At 62.5% G+C, this 23,431-nt stretch carries 15 protein-coding genes and 1 riboswitch; of the genes, 3 read left to right on the top strand and 12 right to left on the bottom strand.

Going from position 1 to position 23,431, the window contains the following annotated elements:
- The first annotated feature begins 446 nt into the window (after window positions 1-446).
- Window positions 447-2,156 carry an ABC transporter family substrate-binding protein gene (locus tag HMPREF0307_RS11065; protein WP_066492966.1) on the top strand — a complete coding sequence of 570 codons (1,710 nt, stop codon included), beginning with the start codon at window positions 447-449 and terminating at the stop codon, window positions 2,154-2,156.
- A gap of 149 nt (window positions 2,157-2,305) precedes the next feature.
- On the opposite strand, the gene tuf is transcribed toward HMPREF0307_RS11065, so the two are convergent.
- From tuf to HMPREF0307_RS11035, 6 genes are all read right to left on the bottom strand, one after another.
- Window positions 2,306-3,496, bottom strand: coding sequence for an elongation factor Tu (gene tuf / locus HMPREF0307_RS11060; RefSeq protein WP_066492965.1), 1,191 nt, complete (start codon window positions 3,494-3,496; stop codon window positions 2,306-2,308).
- 399 nt (window positions 3,497-3,895) lie between these two features.
- Window positions 3,896-6,025 (bottom strand): elongation factor G, encoded by a 2,130-nt coding sequence (gene fusA, locus HMPREF0307_RS11055; protein WP_066492964.1) that lies wholly within the window; start codon window positions 6,023-6,025, stop codon window positions 3,896-3,898.
- 353 nt (window positions 6,026-6,378) lie between these two features.
- Entirely contained in the window at window positions 6,379-6,846 is a 468-nt protein-coding gene (gene rpsG, locus HMPREF0307_RS11050) for a 30S ribosomal protein S7 (RefSeq protein ID WP_066492963.1), read from the bottom strand.
- Window positions 6,847-6,849: 3 nt separating this feature from the next.
- The gene (rpsL, locus tag HMPREF0307_RS11045) at window positions 6,850-7,221 is read right to left on the bottom strand and encodes a 30S ribosomal protein S12 (protein WP_066492960.1); all 372 of its coding nucleotides are present in this window, start codon (window positions 7,219-7,221) and stop codon (window positions 6,850-6,852) included.
- Between the two features lie 256 nt (window positions 7,222-7,477).
- A complete protein-coding gene (locus HMPREF0307_RS11040) occupies window positions 7,478-8,380 on the bottom strand; it encodes a serine hydrolase (RefSeq protein WP_231725169.1) in 903 nt (300 codons plus the stop codon).
- A complete protein-coding gene (locus HMPREF0307_RS11035) occupies window positions 8,358-9,116 on the bottom strand; it encodes a hypothetical protein (protein WP_066492957.1) in 759 nt (252 codons plus the stop codon). The genes HMPREF0307_RS11040 and HMPREF0307_RS11035 overlap by 23 nt, the downstream gene beginning before the upstream one ends.
- 469 nt (window positions 9,117-9,585) lie before the next feature.
- Here HMPREF0307_RS11035 and HMPREF0307_RS13055 point away from each other — a divergent pair, with 469 nt between their 5' ends.
- Window positions 9,586-9,777, top strand: a complete 192-nt coding sequence (locus HMPREF0307_RS13055; RefSeq protein WP_066492955.1) for a hypothetical protein — start codon at window positions 9,586-9,588, stop codon at window positions 9,775-9,777.
- On the opposite strand, the gene HMPREF0307_RS11025 is transcribed toward HMPREF0307_RS13055, so the two are convergent.
- The 6 genes from HMPREF0307_RS11025 to HMPREF0307_RS11000 all read right to left on the bottom strand — a co-directional run bounded on the left by HMPREF0307_RS11025 (window position 9,760) and on the right by HMPREF0307_RS11000 (window position 22,032).
- Window positions 9,760-10,326: a nucleoside/nucleotide kinase family protein gene (locus HMPREF0307_RS11025; protein ID WP_353935768.1), complete on the bottom strand. Its 567-nt coding sequence runs from the start codon at window positions 10,324-10,326 to the stop codon at window positions 9,760-9,762. The genes HMPREF0307_RS13055 and HMPREF0307_RS11025 overlap by 18 nt on opposite strands.
- A gap of 169 nt (window positions 10,327-10,495) precedes the next feature.
- Window positions 10,496-11,266: an energy-coupling factor transporter transmembrane component T family protein gene (locus HMPREF0307_RS11020; protein WP_066492953.1), complete on the bottom strand. Its 771-nt coding sequence runs from the start codon at window positions 11,264-11,266 to the stop codon at window positions 10,496-10,498.
- Window positions 11,259-12,653, bottom strand: a complete 1,395-nt coding sequence (locus tag HMPREF0307_RS11015) for an ABC transporter ATP-binding protein (RefSeq protein WP_066492952.1) — start codon at window positions 12,651-12,653, stop codon at window positions 11,259-11,261. The genes HMPREF0307_RS11020 and HMPREF0307_RS11015 overlap by 8 nt, the downstream gene beginning before the upstream one ends.
- Window positions 12,654-12,674: 21 nt before the next feature.
- The gene (locus HMPREF0307_RS11010; protein WP_066492950.1) at window positions 12,675-13,304 is read right to left on the bottom strand and encodes an ECF transporter S component; all 630 of its coding nucleotides are present in this window, start codon (window positions 13,302-13,304) and stop codon (window positions 12,675-12,677) included.
- Window positions 13,294-13,439, bottom strand: a riboswitch (TPP riboswitch). (Overlaps the previous gene by 11 nt.)
- A gap of 924 nt (window positions 13,440-14,363) precedes the next feature.
- Window positions 14,364-18,356, bottom strand: coding sequence for a DNA-directed RNA polymerase subunit beta' (locus HMPREF0307_RS11005; RefSeq protein ID WP_066492949.1), 3,993 nt, complete (start codon window positions 18,354-18,356; stop codon window positions 14,364-14,366).
- Between the two features lie 178 nt (window positions 18,357-18,534).
- A complete protein-coding gene (locus tag HMPREF0307_RS11000; RefSeq protein WP_066492948.1) occupies window positions 18,535-22,032 on the bottom strand; it encodes a DNA-directed RNA polymerase subunit beta in 3,498 nt (1,165 codons plus the stop codon).
- Between the two features lie 417 nt (window positions 22,033-22,449).
- On the opposite strand from HMPREF0307_RS11000, the gene HMPREF0307_RS10995 reads away from it, so the two are divergent.
- Window positions 22,450-23,424, top strand: a complete 975-nt coding sequence (locus tag HMPREF0307_RS10995) for a cell envelope lipid trafficking protein PgfA (protein ID WP_066492943.1) — start codon at window positions 22,450-22,452, stop codon at window positions 23,422-23,424.
- The last annotated feature ends 7 nt before the right edge of the window (window positions 23,425-23,431 follow it).

Raw genomic sequence — 23,431 nt, 5'->3', positions numbered from 1 at the left:
CTATAGTGTGCAACCGAAAAAGTTCTCCACAGGCACGTACGCGCCGGTCTTGACTACCGCAACGGCGGGCCACTATTGTGGCGCACCCCCACTTTTGGCGAGGCTTTTCGAAGTAACTCTGCTAGGGGAGATGAACAAAATTCTAGACCTTGCAGCGCGCCGACCGTATGATTCTGTCACCCTATTTAAATGGGTTGCGCATGATTCCCTGAAACGCGCGCCGAATCCCGCCAGGAATCGCTATAGTTAACATAACCACCACTATTGTGAGTCACATCTCGTTTAGAACTGTGTGGTCGTACAACTTCATACCTGATCTCACCATCTCTACGCCGGTCACGGAGGCGCTTGCTCGGCGCCCCTCACGGCCGTCGGTGCGCCCCAAGCATCTCTCCTCGTGACGAATCCTTGTGGGCGCACGCACCTCACAAGGAGTCTTGAACAACATGAAGAAGGTCCATCGTATCCGCCTCGCCGGCGTCGCATCCCTCACTACTCTCGCCCTCACTCTTGCCGCCTGTAGCAGCGGCCAGTCCGAGTCGGCAGAAGGACAGGATGGCGGTGAGGCTGTCGGCGGCCTCAACATTGAGGTCGATCCTGCGGGCGACTACAACCCGAAGGAACGCGACGAGCTCAAAGACGGCGGTGAGCTCACCCTACCCATCGGCGAGCTCACCGAGCAGATGAATGCGTTCCATGCCAACATGACAACCGATACGTCCACCATCTGGGGTTGGTACAACCCACAGCTAGCCCTCTACGACGGCAAGGGCGAATACACCCCTAACCCGGACTACATTACGAATGCCAGCGCCGAGACCAAGGACGGAAAGACCGTCGTCACGTACGACATCGTGGACAAGGCCACCTTCAACGACGGCACGCCCATCGATTGGAAGGCGTTCGAAAACACGTGGAAAATGAACAACGGCGAGGATAAGGAGATCTCGCCGAACTCGACCGACGGCTACGAACTTATCGAATCCGTCGAGCGTGGCGACTCTGACAAGCAGGTCAAGGTCACCTTCCAAAATGCTTACCCGTGGTGGATGGGCCTGTTCAACCAGGTCCTGCACCCGAAGGTCAACACTGCACAGCTCTACAACGAAACCTACTTGAACGAACTCCACCCAGAGTACGGCGCTGGTCCGTTCAAGGTGGATTCCATCGACTTCAACGCGGGCAACGTCACGTTCGTGCCAAACGAGAAGTGGTGGGGCGACGCCCCCAAGCTTTCTAAGGTCACTTACCGTCAGCTCGAGTCACAGGCCACTATCAATGCGTTTAAGGCAGGCGAAATCGATGCCGCCGGTGTCGCATCGAAGAACAACCTGACCGTGGCCGCAGAGATGGGCGATGCCATCGACATCCGCGCATCCATGCGCATTGCCAACATCCTGTTTACGCTCAACTCGCAGGCGCCGCATCTCGGAGACGTCAACGTCCGCCACGCCATCTTCAACGCGATTGACCGCTCCCAGCTCGCCGCCATCCGCTACAACGGCCTGGGCTACACTGAGGACCTACCGGGCTCGCTCACGCTGTACCCGACGCAGGACGGCTACAAGGACAACCTCTCCGAGGCCGTCACCTACGACCCCGAGTCCTCGAAGAAGCTGCTGGAAGAAGCAGGTTACGCGATGGGTGACGACGGCTACTACGCCAAGGACGGTGAGAAGCTCACTTTGCGTTACGTCCTTGTCGGAGACGACGAGGTCTCTAAGTCCACCGCCGCGGCGATCCAGAAGATGCTCAAGGACGTAGGTGTCGAGGTCACAGTGCAAGAGCGCCCGTCCTCTGACTTCTCTAAGATCGCCGAGGAACGTGACTTTGACATCTTCCTGTCCGCCATCGCCTCGTCCGACCCGTACGGCGTCGCGTACTTCGGCCAGACCTGGCTCTCCGACTCGGACCTCAACAAGTCCGGCACCGGCACCAAGGAACTGGACGAAAAGATCCGCGAGCTCCAGAAGATCGACAACGGCGACGATCAAATTGCTAAGGCCAATGAGCTCGAGGTTGAGGCGTTTAAGACCTACGGCCTCATGCCATGGGCCAATGGTCCTGCAATGACCGGCGTGAAGAAGGGACTCGCTAACTTCGGTCCCGCTGGCTTCGCCGTCATCCCGAAGGAAGACATCGGCTGGGAGAAGTAGACACTCCCCCACGCGTGCAGTGAGGCCCGCCAGCATATCGCTGGCGGGCCTCACTGCGCTTAAGGCGTCTGCTCAAATGCCAAATGCCGCCTCACCATAAGGTGAGGCGGCATCGGCAAGCTCTACGCAGCTGCGTTAGAAACTGGGGATTAGCCCAGGATCTTGGTAACGCGGCCAGCGCCGACGGTGCGGGAGCCCTCGCGGATAGCGAAGCGCAGGCCCTCGTCCATAGCGACCGGCTGGATCAGCTCAACGGAGATCTCAACGTTGTCGCCCGGCATAACCATCTCGGTGCCTTCCGGCAGCTTGATGACGCCGGTGACGTCGGTGGTGCGGAAGTAGAACTGCGGACGGTAGTTGTCCATGAACGGGGTGTGGCGGCCGCCCTCTTCCTTCTTCAGGACGTAGACGGAACCCTCGAACTTGGTGTGCGGGGTGTAAGCGCCCGGCTTGATAACGACCTGGCCGCGCTCGACCTCTTCGCGCTTGGTACCACGCAGAAGCAGACCACAGTTGTCGCCAGCCTCGGTGTAGTCCATCATCTTGCGGAACATCTCGATACCGGTAACGGTGGTGTTGATGGACTTCTCGGTGATACCGATGATCTCAACGTCCTCGTTAACGTTGAGGGAGCCACGCTCGACACGGCCGGTAACGACGGTGCCGCGGCCGGTAATGGTGAAGATGTCCTCGATCGGCATCAGGAACGGCTTATCCAGCTCGCGCTCCGGATCCGGGATGGAGTCATCGCAAGCCTGCATCAGGTCAACGATGGACTGAACCCACTTCTCGTCGCCCTCGAGAGCCTTGAGAGCGGAGATGTGAACGATCGGAGCTTCCTCGTCGTAGTCCTGCTCAGCGAGCAGCTCGCGGATTTCCATCTCGACGAGCTCGATGATTTCCTCATCGTCAACCATGTCGCACTTGTTCAGAGCAACGAGGATGTACGGAACGCCCACCTGGCGAGCGAGCAGCACGTGCTCGCGGGTCTGCGGCATCGGGCCATCGGTTGCAGCAACAACCAGGATAGCGCCGTCCATCTGAGCAGCACCGGTAATCATGTTCTTGATGTAGTCGGCGTGGCCCGGGGCGTCAACGTGTGCGTAGTGACGCTTCGGGGTGGAGTACTCAACGTGGGAGATGTTGATGGTAATACCGCGCTCCTTCTCCTCCGGAGCCTTGTCGATCATGTCGAAGGCGAAAGCGGTGTTCTCCTCCGGGTACTGGTCAGCCAGAACCTTGGTGATCGCTGCGGTGGTGGTGGTCTTGCCGTGGTCGACGTGTCCGATGGTGCCGATGTTAACATGCGGCTTCGTACGCTCGAACTTCTCCTTTGCCACTGTATGTCCTCCTGGACTCTATGGCGGCTGCGAACTTCGCAGCCACGTGGTTTGTATTGCCATTGGCACTTCGTACTTCTCCGGGGAGAAGGCCGTAAGCGCAAATGACGCTTTCTTTACGTGCCAGTTACACGATCCTAGATTTATGCCGCAGTTTTTTCAAACTGCCAAAATAGGAGGTAACCCCGCGCATGTAATGCGGACGTTGACCCTCGACAAGAATCTTTTGCTGGATCCTGGGAGGGTAACGGCCGGCTCAACATACCGCCTGTGAGGAGGCGATATATTCAGCGAACCGCTACCCCACCAGTGGCCACCGCCTGGCGCACGGACCCGAATTCGACTGGCACGACTCCGGGCCGCAAGGGTGCGACCGGGGTTAGGTGGCGGGGTGCGCTCTTAGTTCTTGGCGCCGGTGCGCTCTTCGATGATGGCGGTTGCCACGGAGGACGGAACCTCAGCGTAGGAATCGAACACCATCGTGAAGTTTGCACGGCCGGCGGTCGACGAACGCAGGTCGCCGATGTAGCCGAACATCTCGGACAGCGGGACCTTGGCCTTGACGACCTTGGCGCCGGAACGGTCCTCCATACCGAAGACCTGACCACGACGGGAGCTGATGTCACCGTTGACGGTACCCATGTACTCCTCCGGGGTCACAACCTCGACAGCCATGAGCGGCTCGAGCAGGACCGGCTTTGCCTTGGCAACGGCCTCCTTGAGAACCTGGGAGCCGGCGATCTTGAACGCCATCTCCGAGGAGTCGACGTCGTGGTAAGCGCCGTCTTCCAGGGTGGCCTGGATGTTGACCAGCGGGAAGCCTGCGAGGTAGCCGTACTGCATAGCATCCTGGATACCAGCGTCGACGGACGGGATGTACTCCTTCGGAACGCGGCCACCGGTGACGGCGTTGACGAACTTGTAGGTTGCGGCCTCGCCCTCTTCCAGGGTCTCCGGATCCGGATTGTACGGCTCGATGGAGACGATGACCTTTGCGAACTGACCGGAACCACCGGTCTGCTTCTTGTGGGTGAACTCGAGGGAGGTGACGGCCTTGCGGATGGTCTCGCGGTAAGCAACCTGCGGATTACCGATGTTGGCCTCGACCTTGAACTCGCGCTTCATGCGGTCAACGAGGACATCGAGGTGGAGCTCGCCCATGCCGCCGATGACAGTCTGGCCGGTTTCCTCGTCAAGCTCGACGGTGAAGGTCGGGTCCTCGGCGGCGAGCTTCTGAATAGCAATGCCGAGCTTCTCCTGGTCAGCCTTGGTCTTCGGCTCGATGGAGACCTTGATAACCGGGTCCGGGAAGGACATGGACTCGAGGATGATCGGGTTGTCCTTGTCGCACAGCGTGTCACCAGTGGTGGTCTCCTTGAGACCAATCATGGCGTAGATGTTGCCGGCGTCAGCCTGCTCGACCGGGTTCTCCTTGTTGGCGTGCATCTGGAACAGCTTGCCGATGCGCTCCTTCTTACCCTTGGTCGAGTTGAGCACCTCGGCGCCCGGCAGGATCTGGCCGGAGTAGACGCGGACGAAGTTGAGCTGGCCGTAGAACGGGTGAGCAGCAATCTTGAAGGACAGAGCCGAGAACGGATCGTGAACGTCCGGCTTACGGGTGATTTCCTTCTCCTCGTCGTTGACGTCATGGCCAACGATCTCGCCGATGTCGAGCGGGGTCGGGAGGTAGTCCACGACAGCGTCGAGCAGCGGCTGGACACCCTTGTTGCGGTACGCGGTACCACACAGAACCGGGTAGACCTCGGAGTTGACGGTCATCTTGCGGATGGCGCCCTTGATCTCCTCGAGGGTGAGCTCTTCGCCACCGAAGTACTTCTCCATGAGGGCCTCGTCGGACTCAGCAACGGTCTCGATGAGCTTCTCGCGGTACTCGGCTGCCTTGTCCTGCAGGTCGGCCGGGATCTCCTCGATAACCGGCTCAGCACCGGTCTCGACCTTGCCGCGCCAAGTGATGGCCTTCATCTCGAGCAGGTCAACGACGCCGTCAAAGTTGTCCTCAGCGCCGATCGGCAGCTGGAGAACGAGCGGCTTAGCGCCGAGGCGGTCGATGATGGTCTGAACGGTGAAGTAGAAGTCAGCGCCCAGCTTATCCATCTTGTTGACGAAGCAGATACGCGGAACGTCGTACTTTGCAGCCTGACGCCAGACCTGCTCAGACTGCGGCTCGACGCCTTCCTTGCCGTCAAAGACGGCGACAGCGCCATCGAGGACACGCAGGGAGCGCTCGACCTCGACGGTGAAGTCGACGTGACCCGGGGTGTCGATGATGTTGATCTGGTTGCCGTTCCAGAAACAGGTGACAGCAGCGGACGTAATGGTAATGCCGCGCTCCTTCTCCTGCTCCATCCAGTCAGTGGTGGAAGCACCATCGTGCGTCTCGCCAACCTTGCGGTTGATACCCGTGTAGAACAGGATGCGCTCGGTGGTGGTGGTCTTACCAGCATCGATGTGAGCCATGATGCCGATGTTGCGGACCTTGTGCAGGTCCTTAAGCACTTCTTGTGCCACGGTGTTACCCCAACTTCGTTAGTCGTGGACGCGCCCAGTCCGCCCGGCCCAGTGCCAAGGTTTCCAGCCACGTCGCTTAAGTGGATGTGTCTCGTTGTAAAATTTTGCCACTAAAGCGCCGTTTTAGCAGCCCGTAGACCGCTAAAAGTTTAGTAGCGCCGGTAAGCAGCCGCCCGTCAAACAGTGAGTGTGGGTGGCAAATCACAGCCACTCACCGAGAGTGAACCCACTGTTAGCACAATGGCCCGAGCAACGAACTCCAGTATAGGGACGCCTGCGGCATGCGATCGGCAAAGCCGACGCAGCACGGGCGAAATGTCGTTGCTCGGACCATAGGCATGGGTACCGCGAGATTACCAGCGGTAGTGGGCGAAGGCGCGGTTGGCCTCAGCCATCTTGTGGGTATCCTCGCGACGCTTCACGGAAGCGCCAAGGCCGTTGGAGGCATCCAGAATCTCGTTGGCGAGACGCTCGATCATCGTGTTCTCACGACGCTGGCGAGTGAAGGTGACGAGCCAACGCAGGGCCAGGGTGTTGGCGCGTGCCGGACGCACCTCAACCGGGACCTGGTAGGTGGCGCCACCGACGCGGCGGGAGCGAACCTCGAGGTCCGGGCGAATGTTGCCCAGGGCCTTCTCCAGGGTGCCGACCGGATCGGTGCCGGTCTTCTCGCGGCACGCCTCGAGAGCGCCGTAGACGATACGCTCGGCGGTGGACTTCTTGCCGTCCAGGAGGATCTTGTTGACGAGCATGGTGACCTGCTCGGAGTTGTACACCGGGTCCTTGACTACAGGACGCTTCGGAGCAGCATTCTTACGCATTGTTTACTGTCCCTTCTTGGCACCGTAACGGGAACGGGCCTGCTTGCGGTCCTTGACACCCTGGGTATCCAGAGCGCCGCGGATGATCTTGTAGCGGACACCCGGAAGGTCCTTCACACGGCCGCCACGCACGAGCACCATGGAGTGCTCCTGCAGGTTGTGGCCCTCGCCCGGGATGTAGGCCGAAACCTCGATGCCGGAGGAAAGGCGAACACGAGCGACCTTACGCAGTGCGGAGTTCGGCTTCTTCGGGGTGGTGGTGTAGACGCGGGTGCACACGCCGCGACGCTGCGGCGAGCCCTTCAGCGCAGCGGTAGCAACCTTCGTGCGCTTGTCATGGCGGCCCTTGCGGACCAGCTGCTGAATAGTTGGCATGTATCTAGTCTTTCTGTATGACTTATCGGCTTTCCTGACCAAACAAAACGCCTAAACATGCAAAAATGGGGGCTCTTTTCCGGGGCCCTGCCGCATGTCCAGGTCGTCCGTCAGCCGGAACCGGCCGAGGTATCGATCAGACTTTTCGCATCACGCAAGATGCGAAACCTCCCAACACTTTAACAGCCAGCGGCCCAACTACCAAAACCGTCGCAGGAGGGCTCCGTGCGACACGCCCCGCTTTCCGATGCCGCCCCTACCCCAGCGTCTCCTGCAGCCCCAGCGCCAGCTCTGTGAGCGCCGCTTGCCCCGACTCATAGGTGCCATCCGCCGGCACGACCGCAAGCGCCACACCGATCTCGCCCTGCGTGCCCGGCACGAGACCGAATTGGCGCACAAGGTAGCGCCCACTCTCGTCCGGGCCCCAGCCGCCCTTGAACCGCGTGCCTGAAATCTGCCCCAAGCCGTAATCCTGCCCCGCCACGATGGAGCCCATCGCGGCGAGTACTTGGTCCGCGCCCGTGATCGTGGACAATTGCCGCGCAAAGGATGCCTGCGCGGCGGTATCCCACTGGGTTTGCCCAAAGGCGCTAAAGCCCGGGCGCGTGACCTCTGGATTGACAACCGTCGCCGTGTCTCCGGCCGTCGCAAGGATGGAGCCGACGGCGGTGGCGGCGGCATCGGAAGCACCGAGCATGGCCCACAGGGCTTCGGCCGCTGCGTTGTCAGAAGCCGTGATGGCCTGTCGCATGGTGCCCGCAGCACTGGGGTCCGCGCGCAGGGCCGCGATGGACAGAGGCACCTTGATGGTGGACCAAGCAGGCTGCACCCCGGCGAGGCTGCCCGCCTGCACTGCGGGCGCCCCATTTACTGGCGCCACGGCGAGCGAGACCTGCGCGCCCGTGCGCGCCTCGACGTCCGCGGCAAGCTGCGTGAGCGCCGCCGCACTATCCGGGGCTGGGATGGAAGCCATAGTGTCATTCGCTTGGGCCTGCGACGTGGGCTCCGAGCTCGGCGCCGCGGTGACGGTGGTCGTGCGAACCACGATAGTGCTCGTGGTCGGCCCGCCCGCGCCACCGGCGCATCCCGCCAGCGCGCCCGCAGCGACGAGCAGGGCAGCCACGCCAGCGCGCGAATTAAGAGATGTAGACGTGCGCACTATTGCCGCCGGTGCAGTGCACGTAGGACCCGTTGTCATAGCAGCTCATCGTATAGGTGTACCCCGTCACCGGGCTATAGGTATTGACCACCGTCGTGCCGGAAGTCTTGCCACCCCGCGCCGCCACGAAGTCACGCGTGACAGCCAAGGCAAACGAATCCGAGGTCGGGCCCGCCGTGTACACGTTGGCGTAGCTGCCCGCCGGACTGTTATTGACCGCGCCGACGCTCACCGGGCTCAGCCCCGCCGGGAGCGAGGGATACGCGGGACGGCTCGGTGCCTGGGCCGGTTGTGCAGGCTGCGCGGCTTGCGCCGGCTGGGCCGCGTTCGCCTCGCCACCCGGCGCATCCGTGGCCGTCTCGGTGACGTAGACGACTTCATCGGCAGCCCGGCTGGCGTTATACGCGCGAACGCCAAAGAAGCCCACGATGCCAAGGATAAGCAAACCCAACAGCAGGCTCACGATGATGAGCGCAATCTTCGTGCCGTTGCCGCCCTGCTGCGGCGCGGGCGCGTACGTCGGCGCATAACCCTGCGGCCCATACCCCGACTGCGCGTAGCCCTGCTGGCCTACGTCCTGGGGTGCGTAGCCAGCACCATAGGCACCGCCAGCAGCGCCGGCAGCGGAAGCACCCGGCGCGGCGGCGTCGCCGGCACCAACCGGCGGGAACTGAGTGGTCTCGAAAGAGTCCGAATCATGCGAAGGGAACGAGGGAGATTGAGGAGAGGTAGTCACCCTCCTAGTTTATACCCCGCCCCCGATATGAACCGCCTTTATGTGCAGCGTAGGGCCGATAGACGGTGTTAGAGTAACCAACGCCACGGGAACCATCTCACCCACCCAAAAGCGGCCCCTACGGCCGAGATAGGCGCAAACGCAAAATGCGGCGGACCGCCCCACCCGCACTACTCACTGGGCGGCGTGATTGTGAACTCGACGGGCAAGCTCACCGCCAACTATTGGCTGGCCGAGGTCTCCTCTCCGGAGGCCGACCGCTCCCCCGTGAAGGCGATTTCCGCATCCATGATCTAGACATGCTCTCCGGCTACTGCACGACGAGGCCACGCGCCCGGACTGGGTGGGCTTCGACCCCAAGGCGCTGCCGGAGCCCTGCCGCAGTTCGCCGGCTGCACGCCGGCAACGGCTGCGCGCATGTGGAAATCGCTCGCGCTGCTCGACCACGCCGCGCGCCTACGGGACCCACGTGCAGCTGCGCACGACTCTATGGGCGAACTCCATCATTGAGCGCCGCCTGGAGCAGCTGCGCGAGCAGGTGCGGCTTGTCTTCGGTGCGCTGCCGGACGACAGCTACCCGGAGCTAATGGTCCAGCACACCCGCGACGTCGATGCCGCCGACTACTACAGGCCGGGGCGCGCCTCAGCGCTCGCGGGCTGAGGCGCGCTGTGCGGCCTCCCACGTGGCCGCGTCCCACACCCACGACAGATCCGCCGCGACAGTCTGGCGCGCAAAGTGTTCGCGCTCCTGGGTCTCCCAGGTCTCGAACCATTCCGCGTAGTCCGGATCGCGCTCGAGGGCGCGGGCGCGGCGAGCCTCGCGCGGGCCGTCGATAAAGAGCGTGACCACCCCGCCGCGCTCCCGGGCGGCGGCAACGGAATCCTCGGTGATGGCACCGACGCCCTCCACGATGAGGTCATCGCGTACGTCGAGTCCTGCCCATTCACCCGGCGCGCTCGCCTCCCAGTCCCAGCGCCAGTAGCCCGGATTGTGTTCGCGCAGCACCTGCGAGGTCACCATCTCGGCTCCTGCAGCCAGCCCTCGCCAGCCGGGATAGAACTCATCGAGGTGCACGACCCTCCACCCCGTGCGCTCGGCCAGGGAGGCCGCGGCCCACGTTTTGCCGGCGCCCGAGGGGCCGTCGATGAGCACCGTCATGGGGCGCATCGGCCGCTTGCGCGAGGCCGCAAGGGTGAGGGTATCGGTCAAAAGTCGGTCAAGTTGACTGTCAAAGTCCATGTTGTCCGCGCGAAAGGTTTCGCGCTGTCCATCCTTTGCGTGTACGGCGCGCCACCGCAGGCATGCGGTGCCGCACCAGGGAAGTCGTACCTGCCAGTCTAAGGGACTTAAGTCCCCGCGCGCTGCGGCTTAACTATCGCTAGAGGCCAAAGAGACGCCACGTTCCGCAGGCCACCGCAATGATGACGGGCAATGCCGCCGCCCCCACGGCTGCGGCCATGACCCACCAATCGCGGGCACGCAGGTGCGAGGCCACCGCCCACGTTCGCACCCGGCCGCCCGGGGCTGGGCGCCCAAAGCCGCGGGCCTCCATCGCTGTGGCGAGCTTGCCGCCGCGGCGCAGTGCGAGGACGAGCAGGCTAAAACTCATGGTGGCTAGGTGCCGGATGCGCCCCACGTCCGCGATGCCGCGGGCACGCCGCGCGCGAGCGAGCGAGTCCCAATCATCCTTAAACAGGGTGAGCATGCGCACGCCGGCGACTGCGCCGATGACAAAGCGGGAGGGAAGGTGCCAGATTTGCGCGAGGCCGTCGCCCAGCTCCGTGGGGTCGATATCGCGGGCCAGCACAATCACCGGCAACGCGACAGCAAAGACACGCAGCATGATGGCTCCCGCCAGTCCCACGGAATTCTCACTGACGGTCACCAGCCAGAAGGAGAAGTAGACCTCACCGCCCTCCTTGCCGTAGAGCAGCATGGATATCCCAGATAGCGGCGCGATGATCCACAGCGGCAGCGCCGCGCGTACCAGCCGGGACCAGCTCATCCCGCACAGCGGAGCGAGAAGCACCGTCACCGCGACGGACACGGCGGCCGAGAGCCAGTCAATGGTCAGCAAGATCGGTGTGGTGACCAGGAACGTCGCCACCAGGCGCGTGAGCGGATTAACGCCGCGTACGAGGTTAGGCATGGGTACTGCCTCCCGCCTGGCCAGTGTGCGCGCTAACGGTCACGCGGTGGTCACCCAGCGCCGCCAAGAATAACGGGTCGTGGGTAATGGAGACCAGCGTCGTGCCCTCGTTCGCGAGCTCACGCAACATGCGCACGAGCTCTGCAAAAGTCGTGGGATCCTGGCCGAAGGTGGGCTCGTCAAGCAGCAGCACGGACGGCGCGGCGACGAGCGCCGTAGCCACCGAGAGCCGGCGCTTCTCTCCGCCGGACAGAGTAAAAGGGTTTGCGTCCACGAGGTGGGTAAGCCGCAGGCGCTCGAGGAGCTCGCCCACGCGCGATTGAGAGGCGGCATCGGAAGTACCCATCACGCCCGGACCGACACGCATCTCTTCGCCCACGGTGCGGGCGACGAACTGGTGCTCTGGATTTTGAAAGACGACGCCCAGGCGCTGAGCCAGGTCGCGCGAGCGCCACGTCGAAGGCTCGCCGCGCAGCCCGCGCCGCACGGACTCGGCCACGCCAATCTCCCCGCCGCAGCTGGGAAGCAGGCCCGCCATGGTCATCAACCACGTGGTTTTCCCAGAGCCGTTCGCACCCGTGATGACGGTGGAATACCCCTGCGGGACACGCACACTGCGGGGCGGGCCGAAACGCGTCACAAGGTTGTTCGACCACAGCGCGGCCTCGGCATCTGCCGGGGCGGGCACGGCGACGGGCAAGCCGGTGACGGCGCGCGCGGCCGTCACCGCTCCGTATGCGCCGTCTTCGACGATGCGCCCCCGGTCCAGGCGCACCGCGCGATCCAGCAGGCCGGACCACGCGGAATACTGGTGTTCCACCACGACCAACGTCGCTCCCGTGGCACGGACGATCCGCTCGACGGCCACGACCACGTCGCGCGCGCCCTGTGGATCGAGGTTGGCCGTCGGCTCGTCAAGCAAGATGAGCCCGGCGCCCATGGCAATGACTCCGGCGAGCGCCAGGCGCTGTTTCTGTCCACCGGACAGGCGTTGGGTGGGGTGGTCAAGCGGCACATCCAGGCCAACGAGGTCCAGGGCGTGTTCGACGCGCGGCCATATCTCCGCGCGCGGTAGGCCGAGATTCTCGCAGCCAAATGCCGCGTCGCGGCCCACAGTGGCCGCAATAACCTGCGATTCCGGATCCTGGAGAACGAGCCCGGCCGGGGTCTGCGGGTTCAAGGTGAGGTGGCCTACTTGCTGCCCGTCCTCGTCGCCACCAAGAACGCCGGCGAGCGCAGCCAAGAGCGTGGATTTACCGGAACCGGAATCCCCGCACAACAAGACTCGCTCGCCTGGGGCGATGTCGAGGTCAATATCGTCCAATGCGGGGGTCGCGCGGCCCGCGTGGGTCCACCCGAAGCCGCGCAGGGTGATCTGAGTCGTCATAGACAAGCAAAAACTACGCGGCTACTTGGCGCGGGCTTCGCGGCCTACAGCAAAGCGGTCGAGAGCACCCGTGGCCGCCAGGGCACGCGTTAGCAGGTGGCCGACGACGCCGGCCAGGATAGCGCCCGAGATAATCAAGCAGACCAGGTAGATGATGAGGAACTCCGGTCCTTTAGCCAGGTTGCCGGAGGTAAACAGCTCAAGGCACCACGCGCCAACACCGGCGAGTGCGCCGCCAAGCATGGCGATGCCCAGGCCGAATCTGCGGTATGCGAAAACGATGAGGACAAGCTCAATGCCGATGCCTTGGGCGAGGCCCGAGTAAATGGTGGACCAGCCCCATTGGCTGCCCATCACGGCAGAGACCGATGCCGCGAGCACCTCAACGTAGAGAGCCGCACCCGGCTTGCGGATGATGAGCGCGCCCAGCACGCCGCCAATCAACCAGATACCCGTGGCCAGGCCGCCTAGGCCCGGCGTGAGGGCATCCATGGCCATGTACCAGGCGTAGCCCACAGAGTTCCAGAAAACGAAGATGAGGCCGCAGGCCACCGCCAGCACGGTGGCGACAATGATGTCCACCACGCGCCAGCGCAGTGAGCGGCGCGGGGCCGAAGTAGTAGCGGTTGCGGGCGCAGATGTCGCGCTCATGATTCCTCCCTTATCGCCGGCATTATCCGGATCAGGTTCGACGGTTCGCCGATGCAGCACTGAGCGAGTCCATGTCACTCGCTAGCTGCTGCGGCATCTCAGCCCCGCCTACGCGGAGCACCCGTGTCACGTGTGAAATTTAAGTGGTGTTTGCCCCCATCACTTAGCCAAATCCGGCGATGGGGTGGAAAACATCTTTATCTTAACAGCCACCACTCCCTCGAAAGCACGTGGATGGGGCAATAGCTGGCAACAGTTTTTCTTCACGCGCTAGCAAGATTTTGTGCCCTTTGATAGGACACGCTGAGAATTTCGCCCATGTCGCGCACCATCATTCCAGACTTTCATCGCAACAGCATGCTTACGGGTGCTTTCTTTCGCCTCAGCCGTAAGCCGTGCGGCTTCTTCGCGCTGCTTGTCCGCGCGTGGATTTAGCTCAGCGCTATTGGAGGGGAAAATGACTTCAACCACGATGTTGAGTTCGTCTGGGCTTACTCCTGCCTAATAGGCCATGGTTTCCCGGATCTCGTCGGCGGCATGGGCTAGTCGCTTAGTCTGCGACACAGCTCCCAGCTCGGCGCATTCCAGCACCCACACGTCACTCGTGCCTCCTTCTGCGGTAACTGTGTACGTCTTGGCCATTATCTCCACCCACCCTTTCCTCGTTCCTGCGCACATTGACCGAAGACCTTTTTCGCTGTCACATCGTCGATCTCGCGGTATCTGCCGAGCGCTCGGGTGGTGTTGCCCTCCCGGTAGGCATCATGGCGAGTAAGGGCGATTTCCTCAAATTCAAGACTGCCTCGTTTGGCTTCATCCTTCAGCTTTTGATGGCAGCGGAGTGCTTCATGCCCATCAGTCGACTATCGATGTCTATTGCGAGTAGACATTCCCAAAGATGGTAATTCTGCCCTATTTCGGTCACAGCGCAGCACAAAGCCCCGGCTTTCCCTGCCACATGCGGTGGCGAAGGAAGCCGGGGCTTCGCGAAATTAAAGCAAACCAAGCTTGAAGTGCTGGCCCGCCTGGCAGTGGCGCCAGGCAGGGCTGGGGCGAGAACTAGAAGGTGAAGTCCTCGTCCAGCGGGACGGAGGCGCCGGTGAATTCACCGAACCCGTCGTCGCCGTAGATGGAATCACCGTACGTCGGGATGGAGTATGCCGCGTTGCGGGCAGCCTCCGTCGGCTTGACGGTGATGTTGCGGTAGCGCGAGATACCGGTACCGGCCGGGATGAGCTTACCGATGATGACGTTCTCCTTCAGGCCAATGAGCTGATCGGAGCGCTTGTTGATAGCGGCGTCGGTGAGGACGCGGGTCGTCTCCTGGAAGGAGGCGGCCGACAGCCAGGACTCGGTGGCCAGCGACGCCTTGGTGATACCCATGATCTCCGAACGGAGCTGGGCGGGCTCGCCGCCCTCGGCGACCTGCTTGGCGTTGACCTGCTTGGCCTCAGAGAGGTCAACCAGCGTGCCTGGCAGGAACTCCGTGGAGCCCGCGTCGATGACGGTACCGCGACGCAGCATCTGGCGGATGATGATCTCGATGTGCTTATCGTGGATGGCCACACCCTGCGTACGGTAGACGGCCTGAACCTCGTCGATGAGGTGCTTCTCAACACCACGGCGACCGAGGACCTCGAGGACGTCGTGCGGGTCAGCCGCACCGCGCATGAGGCGCTCGCCGGTGGTGACGTGGTCACCATCGCGCAGAGAGCGCTCAATCATGGCGTCCGGGTTGGACTCCATCGGGCGACGGACCTGAGCCAGGCCCTGGCGCTTCGACAGCTTCTCGTAGACCACATTGTCCGAACCGTCGTCCGGGGTGATGGTCAGCGTCCAGAAGTTGCCCTCATCAGAGAGGGAGATCGTGCCGTCGACCGAAGCGATCGGGGCGCGGTTCTTCGGGTTACGAGCCTCGAAGAGCTCCTGAACACGCGGCAGACCACCGGTAATGTCGCCACCGACACCACCCTGGTGGAACGTACGCATGGTGAGCTGGGTACCCGGCTCACCAATGGACTGGGCGGCGACGATGCCGACGGCCTCGCCGATGTCGACCAGCTGGCCAGAGGCCATGGATTTGCCGTAGCACTTCGCGCAGACACCGGCCGGGGTCTGGCAGGTAAGCACGGAGCGGACCTTGAGGTCGGTGATGCCAGCGTCGAGCAGCTTCTGGGTGAGCTCCTCGGTGAGGTCAGAACCGGCCTCGGCGATGACCTCGCCGGCCTCGTTCTTCACGTCAGAGGCAACGACGCGGCCAGACGCGGAGGTCTCCCACAGCTCGTGCATGACGACCTTGTCGCCGGAAACCTCGCCGATCGGGACGCGAACGCCCTGGCGGGTGCCACAGTCCTCTTCGCGGACGATGACGTCCTGCGCGACGTCGACCAGACGACGGGTGAGGTAGCCCGAGTCGGCGGTACGCAGTGCGGTATCGGCCAGGCCCTTACGGGAGCCGTGCGAGTTGTTGAAGTACTCGAGAACGGACAGGCCTTCGCGGAAGGAGGTCTTAATCGGACGGGTGATGTAGTCACCGTGCGAGTTCACGACCATGCCCTTCATACCGGCCAGGGTCCAGATCTGACGCATGTTACCGGCAGCACCGGACTTCACGATCATCGGAATCGGGTTGTCATCCGGGTAGAGGTTCTCGACCGCGTTACCGACCTCGTCCGTGGCGTTCTTCCACAGCTCGACAAGGCGGTCGTAGCGCTCGCGCTCGGTAAGCGCACCCTGCTCGTAGTACTTGCGCTCGATGCGCTGAGCTTCCTTCTCGTAAGACTCGAGGATCTCGTGCTTGTTCGGAAGGACCAGAACGTCGTCCATGGTGATGGTAACGCCGGAACGGGTGGCCCAGTAGAAGCCAGCGTCCTTCATCTTGTCCAGCACCTGAGCAACGGTGATCATCGGGTACTTGTTGGCGAGGTCGTTGACGACGTCACCGAGCAAGACCTTGTTATCGGAGCCGCCCTTACGGACCATGACGCCCTCGAGGTACGGGTAGTTCCACGGCAGCAGCTCGTTGAACATGATGCGACCGATGGTGGTGTCAGCCATCCAGGTGTCGCCCTTGTTCCAGCCGTCCGGGAACTGCTCAGCCTCGATGTCTGCCGGCGGACGCAAGTGCGAGATACGCACCTTGATCGGAGCCTGCAAGCCAACGACGCCGCGGTCGCGAGCCATGAGAGCCTCAGCGTAGGAGGAGAAAATACCGGTAGCCGGCTGATCGGTGGTAGCCGGCGTGTAACGACCCTCGCCGCCGATCTCGTCCGAGCCCTTGTCCATGGTGAGGTAGTACAGGCCGGTAACCATGTCCAGACGCGGCATTGCCAGCGGCTTACCGGACGCCGGGGACAGAATGTTGTTCGAAGCGAGCATGAGCACGCGAGCCTCAGCCTGAGCCTCGGCGGACAGCGGCAGGTGGACTGCCATCTGGTCGCCGTCGAAGTCAGCGTTGAAGGCCTCACAGGCCAGCGGGTGGAGCTGGATAGCCTTACCCTCGACGAGCTTCGGTTCGAAGGCCTGAATACCCAGGCGGTGCAGGGTCGGAGCGCGGTTGAGCATGACCGGGTGCTCGGAGATGGCCTCTTCGAGGACGTCCCACACCTCAGGGCGCTGGCGCTCGACCATGCGCTTGGCGGACTTGATGTTCTGCGCGTAATCGTTTTCCACCAGGCGCTTCATAACGAAAGGCTTGAAGAGCTCGAGAGCCATGAGCTTCGGCAGACCACACTCGTGCAGCTTGAGCTGCGGACCGACGATAATAACGGAACGACCGGAGTAGTCGACGCGCTTACCCAGCAGGTTCTGACGGAAACGACCCTGCTTACCCTTGAGCAGGTCGCTCAGGGACTTCAGCGGACGGGTACCGGGGCCCGTGACCGGGCGGCCGCGGCGGCCGTTGTCGAAGAGGGCGTCGACCGACTCCTGCAGCATGCGCTTCTCATTGTTCACGATGATCTCGGGAGCACCAAGATCAATCATGCGCTTGAGGCGGTTATTGCGGTTGATGACGCGACGGTAGAGGTCGTTCAAGTCGGAGGTCGCGAAGCGGCCACCGTCAAGCTGGACCATCGGGCGCAGCTCCGGCGGGATGACCGGGATAGCGTCGAGGACCATGCCGGCCGGATCGTTGCCGGAACGCAGGAACGCGGCGACAACCTTGAGGCGCTTCAAGGCGCGGACCTTCTTCTGGCCCTTGCCGTTGTTGATGATCTCGCGGAGGATCTCGGCCTCGGCCTCGAGGTCGAAGTTGCGGATGAGGGTCTGGATAGCCTCAGCACCCATGCCGCCGGTGAAGTAATCCTCGTAACGATCGATGAGTTCCTCATAGATCGTGTCGTCGATGATCATCTGCTTCGGGGCAAGCTTGATGAAGGTGTTCCAGATTTCGTCGAGACGTGCGACCTGGCGCTCGCCGTCCTCGCGGATGTGCTGCATGTCCTTGTCGGCAGCGTTCTGGACCTTGCGGCGGGCGTCGGCCTTGGCGCCAGCAGCCTCGAGCTCGGCGAGGTCCTCTTCGAGCTTCGCGGCGCGCTCTGCGATCTCAGAGTTGACGTCGTCCTCGATCTCCTTCTTCTCCAGGAGCATCTCGGCCTCGAGAGTGGACTGGTCGTTGTGACGAGCCTCCTCATCGACGGACGTGATGATGTTGGCAGCGAAGTAGATGATGCGCTCAAGATCTTTAGGCGCGATGTCGAGCAGGTAGCCCAGACGGGACGGAACGCCCTTGAAGTACCAGATGTGGGTCACCGGAGCGGCGAGCTCAATGTGGCCCATGCGCTCACGGCGCACCTTGGACTTGGTCACCTCAACGCCGCAGCGCTCGCAGATGATGCCCTTGAAACGGACGCGCTTGTACTTACCGCAGGCGCACTCCCAGTCGCGAGTCGGGCCGAAGATGCGCTCGCAGAAGAGGCCGTCCTTCTCCGGCTTGAGGGTGCGGTAGTTAATGGTTTCCGGCTTCTTCACCTCACCCTTGGACCAACGACGGATGTCGTCAGCAGTGGCGAGACCGATACGGAGCTCGTCGAAGAGATTTACGTCAAACACGTAATGTCTCCCTTTCATCCTCTAAATTTTCTGAGGAATTGATGGCTTAAAAGTTGTGTCTTTGTATCGCCCGGCCGGGCTTGTCCGATGGGTTCCTTTCCTTATGGAACCTTTCGCCTTACCGCGGTAGCGGGAAGGCGGCATCGGCAAGCTTAAGGCCAGACCAGAATGCGGTAACTTACGCGATGTTGTCGGCGTCGGAGCGCTCGTCGCGGGACAGGTTAATGCCCAGGGACGGCGAGTCCATGTCGTCATCATCAGATCCGGACAGTTCCATCGGCGTGCCGTCGGTGGAGAGGACCTCCACGTTGAGGCACAGCGACTGCAGCTCCTTGAGCAACACCTTGAAGGACTCCGGGATGCCCGGATCCGGGATGTTGTCGCCCTTGACGATGGCTTCGTAGACCTTGACACGGCCGACGACGTCATCCGACTTGATGGTGAGCAGCTCCTGCAGGGTGTAGGCAGCGCCGTAGGCCTGCATTGCCCACACCTCCATCTCGCCGAAGCGCTGGCCACCAAACTGAGCCTTACCACCCAGCGGCTGCTGAGTAATCATGGAGTACGGGCCGGTGGAACGAGCGTGAATCTTCTCGTCGACGAGGTGGTGCAGCTTGAGCATGTACATGTAGCCGACGGAAACCGGGTACTTGTACGGCTCGCCGGAGCGGCCGTCGAAGAGGCGGGCCTTGCCGTGCTCATCAACCATGACGTCGCCGTCACGGTTCGGCTTCGAGGAAGCCAGCAGGCGGGAGATCTCCTCGTTGGAGGCACCGTCGAAGACCGGGGTTGCGGTGAGCGACTCCGGCGGAACGTCGTAAAGCTCCTCCGGCAGCTTCTTCAGCAGGTCAGCGTTAGCCGGATCGTCGACGTCGACCTTCCAGCCAGCGTGTGCCAGCCAGCCGAGATGAACCTCGAGGACCTGGCCGATGTTCATACGACGCGGGACACCGTGGGTGTTGAGGATGATGTCGACCGGGGTGCCATCCTCCATGAACGGCATATCCTCCGGCGGCAGGATCTTGCCCACGACACCCTTGTTGCCGTGGCGGCCGGCGAGCTTATCGCCATCCTGGACCTTGCGCTTCTGAGCGACGTAGACGCGGATCATCTCGTTCACGCCCGGCGCCAGCTCATCGTCATCCTCGCGGGAGAAGCGAGCAACGCCGATGACCTTGCCTACCTCACCGTGCGGAACCTTCATGGAGGTGTCGCGGACCTCGCGAGCCTTCTCACCGAAGATGGCGCGCAGCAGGCGCTCTTCCGGCGTGAGCTCGGTCTCGCCCTTCGGGGTGACCTTACCGACCAGGATGTCGCCCGGGCGGACGTCCGCACCGATGCGAATGATGCCGCGGTCGTCGAGGTCGCGCAGGACGTCCTCGGAGACGTTCGGGATTTCACGGGTGATTTCCTCGGCACCGAGCTTGGTGTCGCGGGCATCGATCTCGTGCTCCTCGATGTGGATAGAGGTCAGGATGTCCTCTTCCACGACGCGCTGGTTGAGGATGATGGCGTCCTCGTAGTTGTGGCCTTCCCACGGCATGAACGCCACGAGAAGGTTGCGGCCCAGCGACATTTCGCCGTTGTGGGTACCCGGACCATCAGCCAGCACCTGGCCTGCCTCGACGCGGTCGCCGAGGGAGACGAGCGGGGTCTGGTTGTAGTTCGTGCCCTGGTTGGTGCGCTCGAACTTGCGCAGGACGTAGGTGTCACGCACACCCTCGTCATCCATGATGGTGATCATGTCTGCGGAGACGTTCTCGACCACGCCGGCCTTCGGGGTGATGATGACGTCACCCGCGTCGTAGGCCGCGCGCAGCTCCATGCCGGTACCGACGTACGCGGCCTCGGAGCGCAGCAGCGGCACAGCCTGACGCTGCATGTTCGCACCCATGAGGGCGCGGTTAGCGTCGTCGTGCTCGAGGAACGGAATCATGGCCGTTGCAACGGAGACCATCTGGCGCGGGGACACGTCCACGTAATCGACGCCGGAAGCGTCGGTCACTCCGATATCGCCGTCCTTGAGGCGGACCTCAATACGGGTTTCGGTGATCGTGCCGTCAGCGTCGTGCTCGACCTCGGCCTGCGCAATTGCGTAACGGTCCTCTTCATCAGCGGTGAGGTACTCGACTTGGCCGGTAATCTTGCCGTCAACGACCTTGTTGTACGGGGTCTCGATGAAGCCGAAGGCGTTGACGCGTGCGTACGACGCGAGCGAGCCGATGAGGCCAATGTTCGGACCCTCGGGAGTCTCGATCGGGCACATGCGGCCGTAGTGCGACGGGTGAACGTCGCGGACCTCAATGCCGGCGCGCTCACGCGACAGGCCGCCCGGGCCCAGTGCGGAGAGGCGACGCTTGTGCGTGAGACCAGACAGTGAGTTGTTGTGGTCCATGAACTGCGACAGCTGGGAGGTACCGAAGAACTCGCGGATAGCCGCGGAGACCGGACGGACGTTGATCAGCGAAGTAGGGGTGATGGACTCGGCATCCTGGGTGGTCATGCGCTCGCGCACGACGCGCTCCATACGGGACAGGCCCACGCGAACCTGGTTCTGGATGAGCTCGCCCACGGTGCGCAGACGACGGTTACCGAAGTGGTCGATGTCGTCCGTGTGGAGAGGGATCATCTCGCCGTTCGGCGCCTTCATCTCGCGCTCGCCCGCGTGCAGGCGCACGAGGTACTCGAGGGTGACAGCAATGTCTTCCTCGGTCAGGGTCATGAGACCGTCGTGGTCGCCGCCCAGGCCCAGCTTGCGGTTGACCTTGTAACGGCCGACCTTAGCGAGGTCATAACGCTTCGCACGGAAGAAGGAGTTCTCCAGCAGGGAGGTCGCAAGGTCGCGGGTGGGCTGCTCGCCCGGGCGCTGCTTGCGGTAGATCTCCAGCAGAGCCTCATCGGTGTTGGACACACCGTCGGACTCGAGGGTAGACATCATGAGCTCGGAGAAGCCGAAGCGCTCGCGGATCTGCTCTTCGGTCCACCCCAGGGCCTTGAGCAGCACCGTCACCGGCTGGCGACGCTTGCGGTCGATACGGACACCGACGGTGTCGCGCTTGTCCACGTCGAACTCGAGCCATGCACCGCGGGACGGGATGACCTTGACGGCGTGGAGCGGACGCTCCGTGGACTTATCGATGGAGCGGTCGAAGTAGACGCCCGGGGAACGCACCAGCTGGGAGACGATGACACGCTCGGTGCCGTTGACGATGAAGGTGCCCTTCTCCGTCATCATCGGGAAATCGCCGATGAACACCGTCTGGGTCTTGATCTCCTGGGTGTCATTGTTGATGAACTCTGCCGTCACATAAAGCGGCGCAGAGTAGTTAATGTCCTTTTCCTTGCATTCGTCGACGGTGTATTTCACCGGCTCGAAACGCGGCTCAGACAGGGACAGCGACATATTGCCGGAGTAGTCCTGGATGGGCGAAAGCTCTTCCAGGATGTCTTCCAGGCCGCTGGTCACGCGGGCGTCGGCGCCGCGCTCCTCCTGCTGCTTGGCGCGCCACTCGGGCGTGCCAATGAGCCAGGCGTAGGAATCAATTTGTACGTCGAGGAGGCCCGGAAGCGAAATGGGTTCGCTGATTTTCGCGAACGAGTAACGCTTCGGGGCTCCGGGAATATTAGCCACTGACTTGGTCTGGCGCGAGACTGCCAAGATGGGTCCTTCCAGCACCTCACGCGGAACCGGGATTCAACCACTCCGTTGCTGTGATTGGCCCGAAACCGCTGGTAGATTTAGCAATTGGTCTGCTGTGGAATCACTGTAAGAAAAGAGCACAAAATCACCTTGTCAAATGGGTTTTGTACAAGGTGTCAGCGCACATCTGAAAATGATTCCAGCGCAACGAACTAGCATAGTTGAATTTCCGCCTATTGTCCAGCCCCACACATAGGTGCGACAAGGCGGTACTGGACCGCGCGGGGCGGCCATCTCACTTCACGCACGGGGCGTAGACTCTCGTCGCGCCGTCTCATGCGGTGTGCACTTCGGAAATATACCACCGCCCCCTGGAACCGATCCAAGACACGCCGGTCAGGGCCCGCCGTGGCACTTTCAGCCGTGACCGCCCGGCCGCTAGGATGAAACACCATGTTGCCAACCTCCCGCGTCGCCTCCGCCCTCCTGCTCGGAGTAGGTGTCGCCGGCCTTTCCGCCGGTCTCGCCGCTCCGGCCTTCATCGAGGCCGAGCCCACTCTGCCGCTCGATCTGGAGCACACGACGTGGACAATGACGGACGAGAACGCCACCACGCGCCTCCTCCAGGACGGCCGCCAGCTCCAGGTACCCGTCACCGCGCAATGGCACGTCGCGCTCCAGGAGCCCGCGGATGACGAGCAGGTCACCCTCCGCGTCGGCTCGTCGTGGATGCGCTCGAGCCTGCAGGAGGAAAAGGACCGCCTCATCACCGCGCAGGTCTGGTCCTACCCCATCGATCGCCTCACTGGCGACGCGCTTGCCGATGCCGCCGTGTCCCACACCATGGCTACTCCCGTCAGCACCGTTCCGGTCACCGGCCTGTGGTGGAAGTTCCCCGCCGGCGCGGAGAAAACCTCCTACGACGTATTCGATGAGACGCTGCGCGACTCCGCCCCCGCCGTCTTCGAAGAAGAGATGGAGATGGATGGGCGCACCATCTATCGCTACCACCAGGACATCGAGCCTACGAACGTGGCAAAGAAGTACAACACCTATCAGACCATGCTCTCCGGCGAGGACGGCACGGAGTACCTCTTCCACTCCGCCCAGCGTGACTTCTACGTAGACAAAGTCTCAGGCATGATCGTGGACCTCGACGTATCCATCAAGGACTTCTACGCCAAGGACGACGGCGTGGAGACCCAGAACGCACTCACGTTCAACTCCTCCATCTCCGAGGAAGACACCCAAGCGTTCCTCGAGCAGACCAAGAAGTTCCACCACACGAACCTCATCCACTGGATCCGCTGGGGCCTCCTCGGTGCCGGCGCGCTCATCACGCTCATCGCACTCCTGGGCATCTTCGGCGTCTTTGGCACGCGCTCGCCCAAGCAGCCAAAGCCTGCCGCAGCCCCCGCCGCCGAGTAGCGAGGAA

It is taken from the genome of Corynebacterium sp. DNF00584 (genome assembly GCF_001552965.1).
GTDB lineage: Bacteria > Actinomycetota > Actinomycetes > Mycobacteriales > Mycobacteriaceae > Corynebacterium > Corynebacterium phoceense.
Note: the sequence above shows the minus strand (reverse complement) of the source record. Positions and strands in the feature narration are given on the sequence as shown.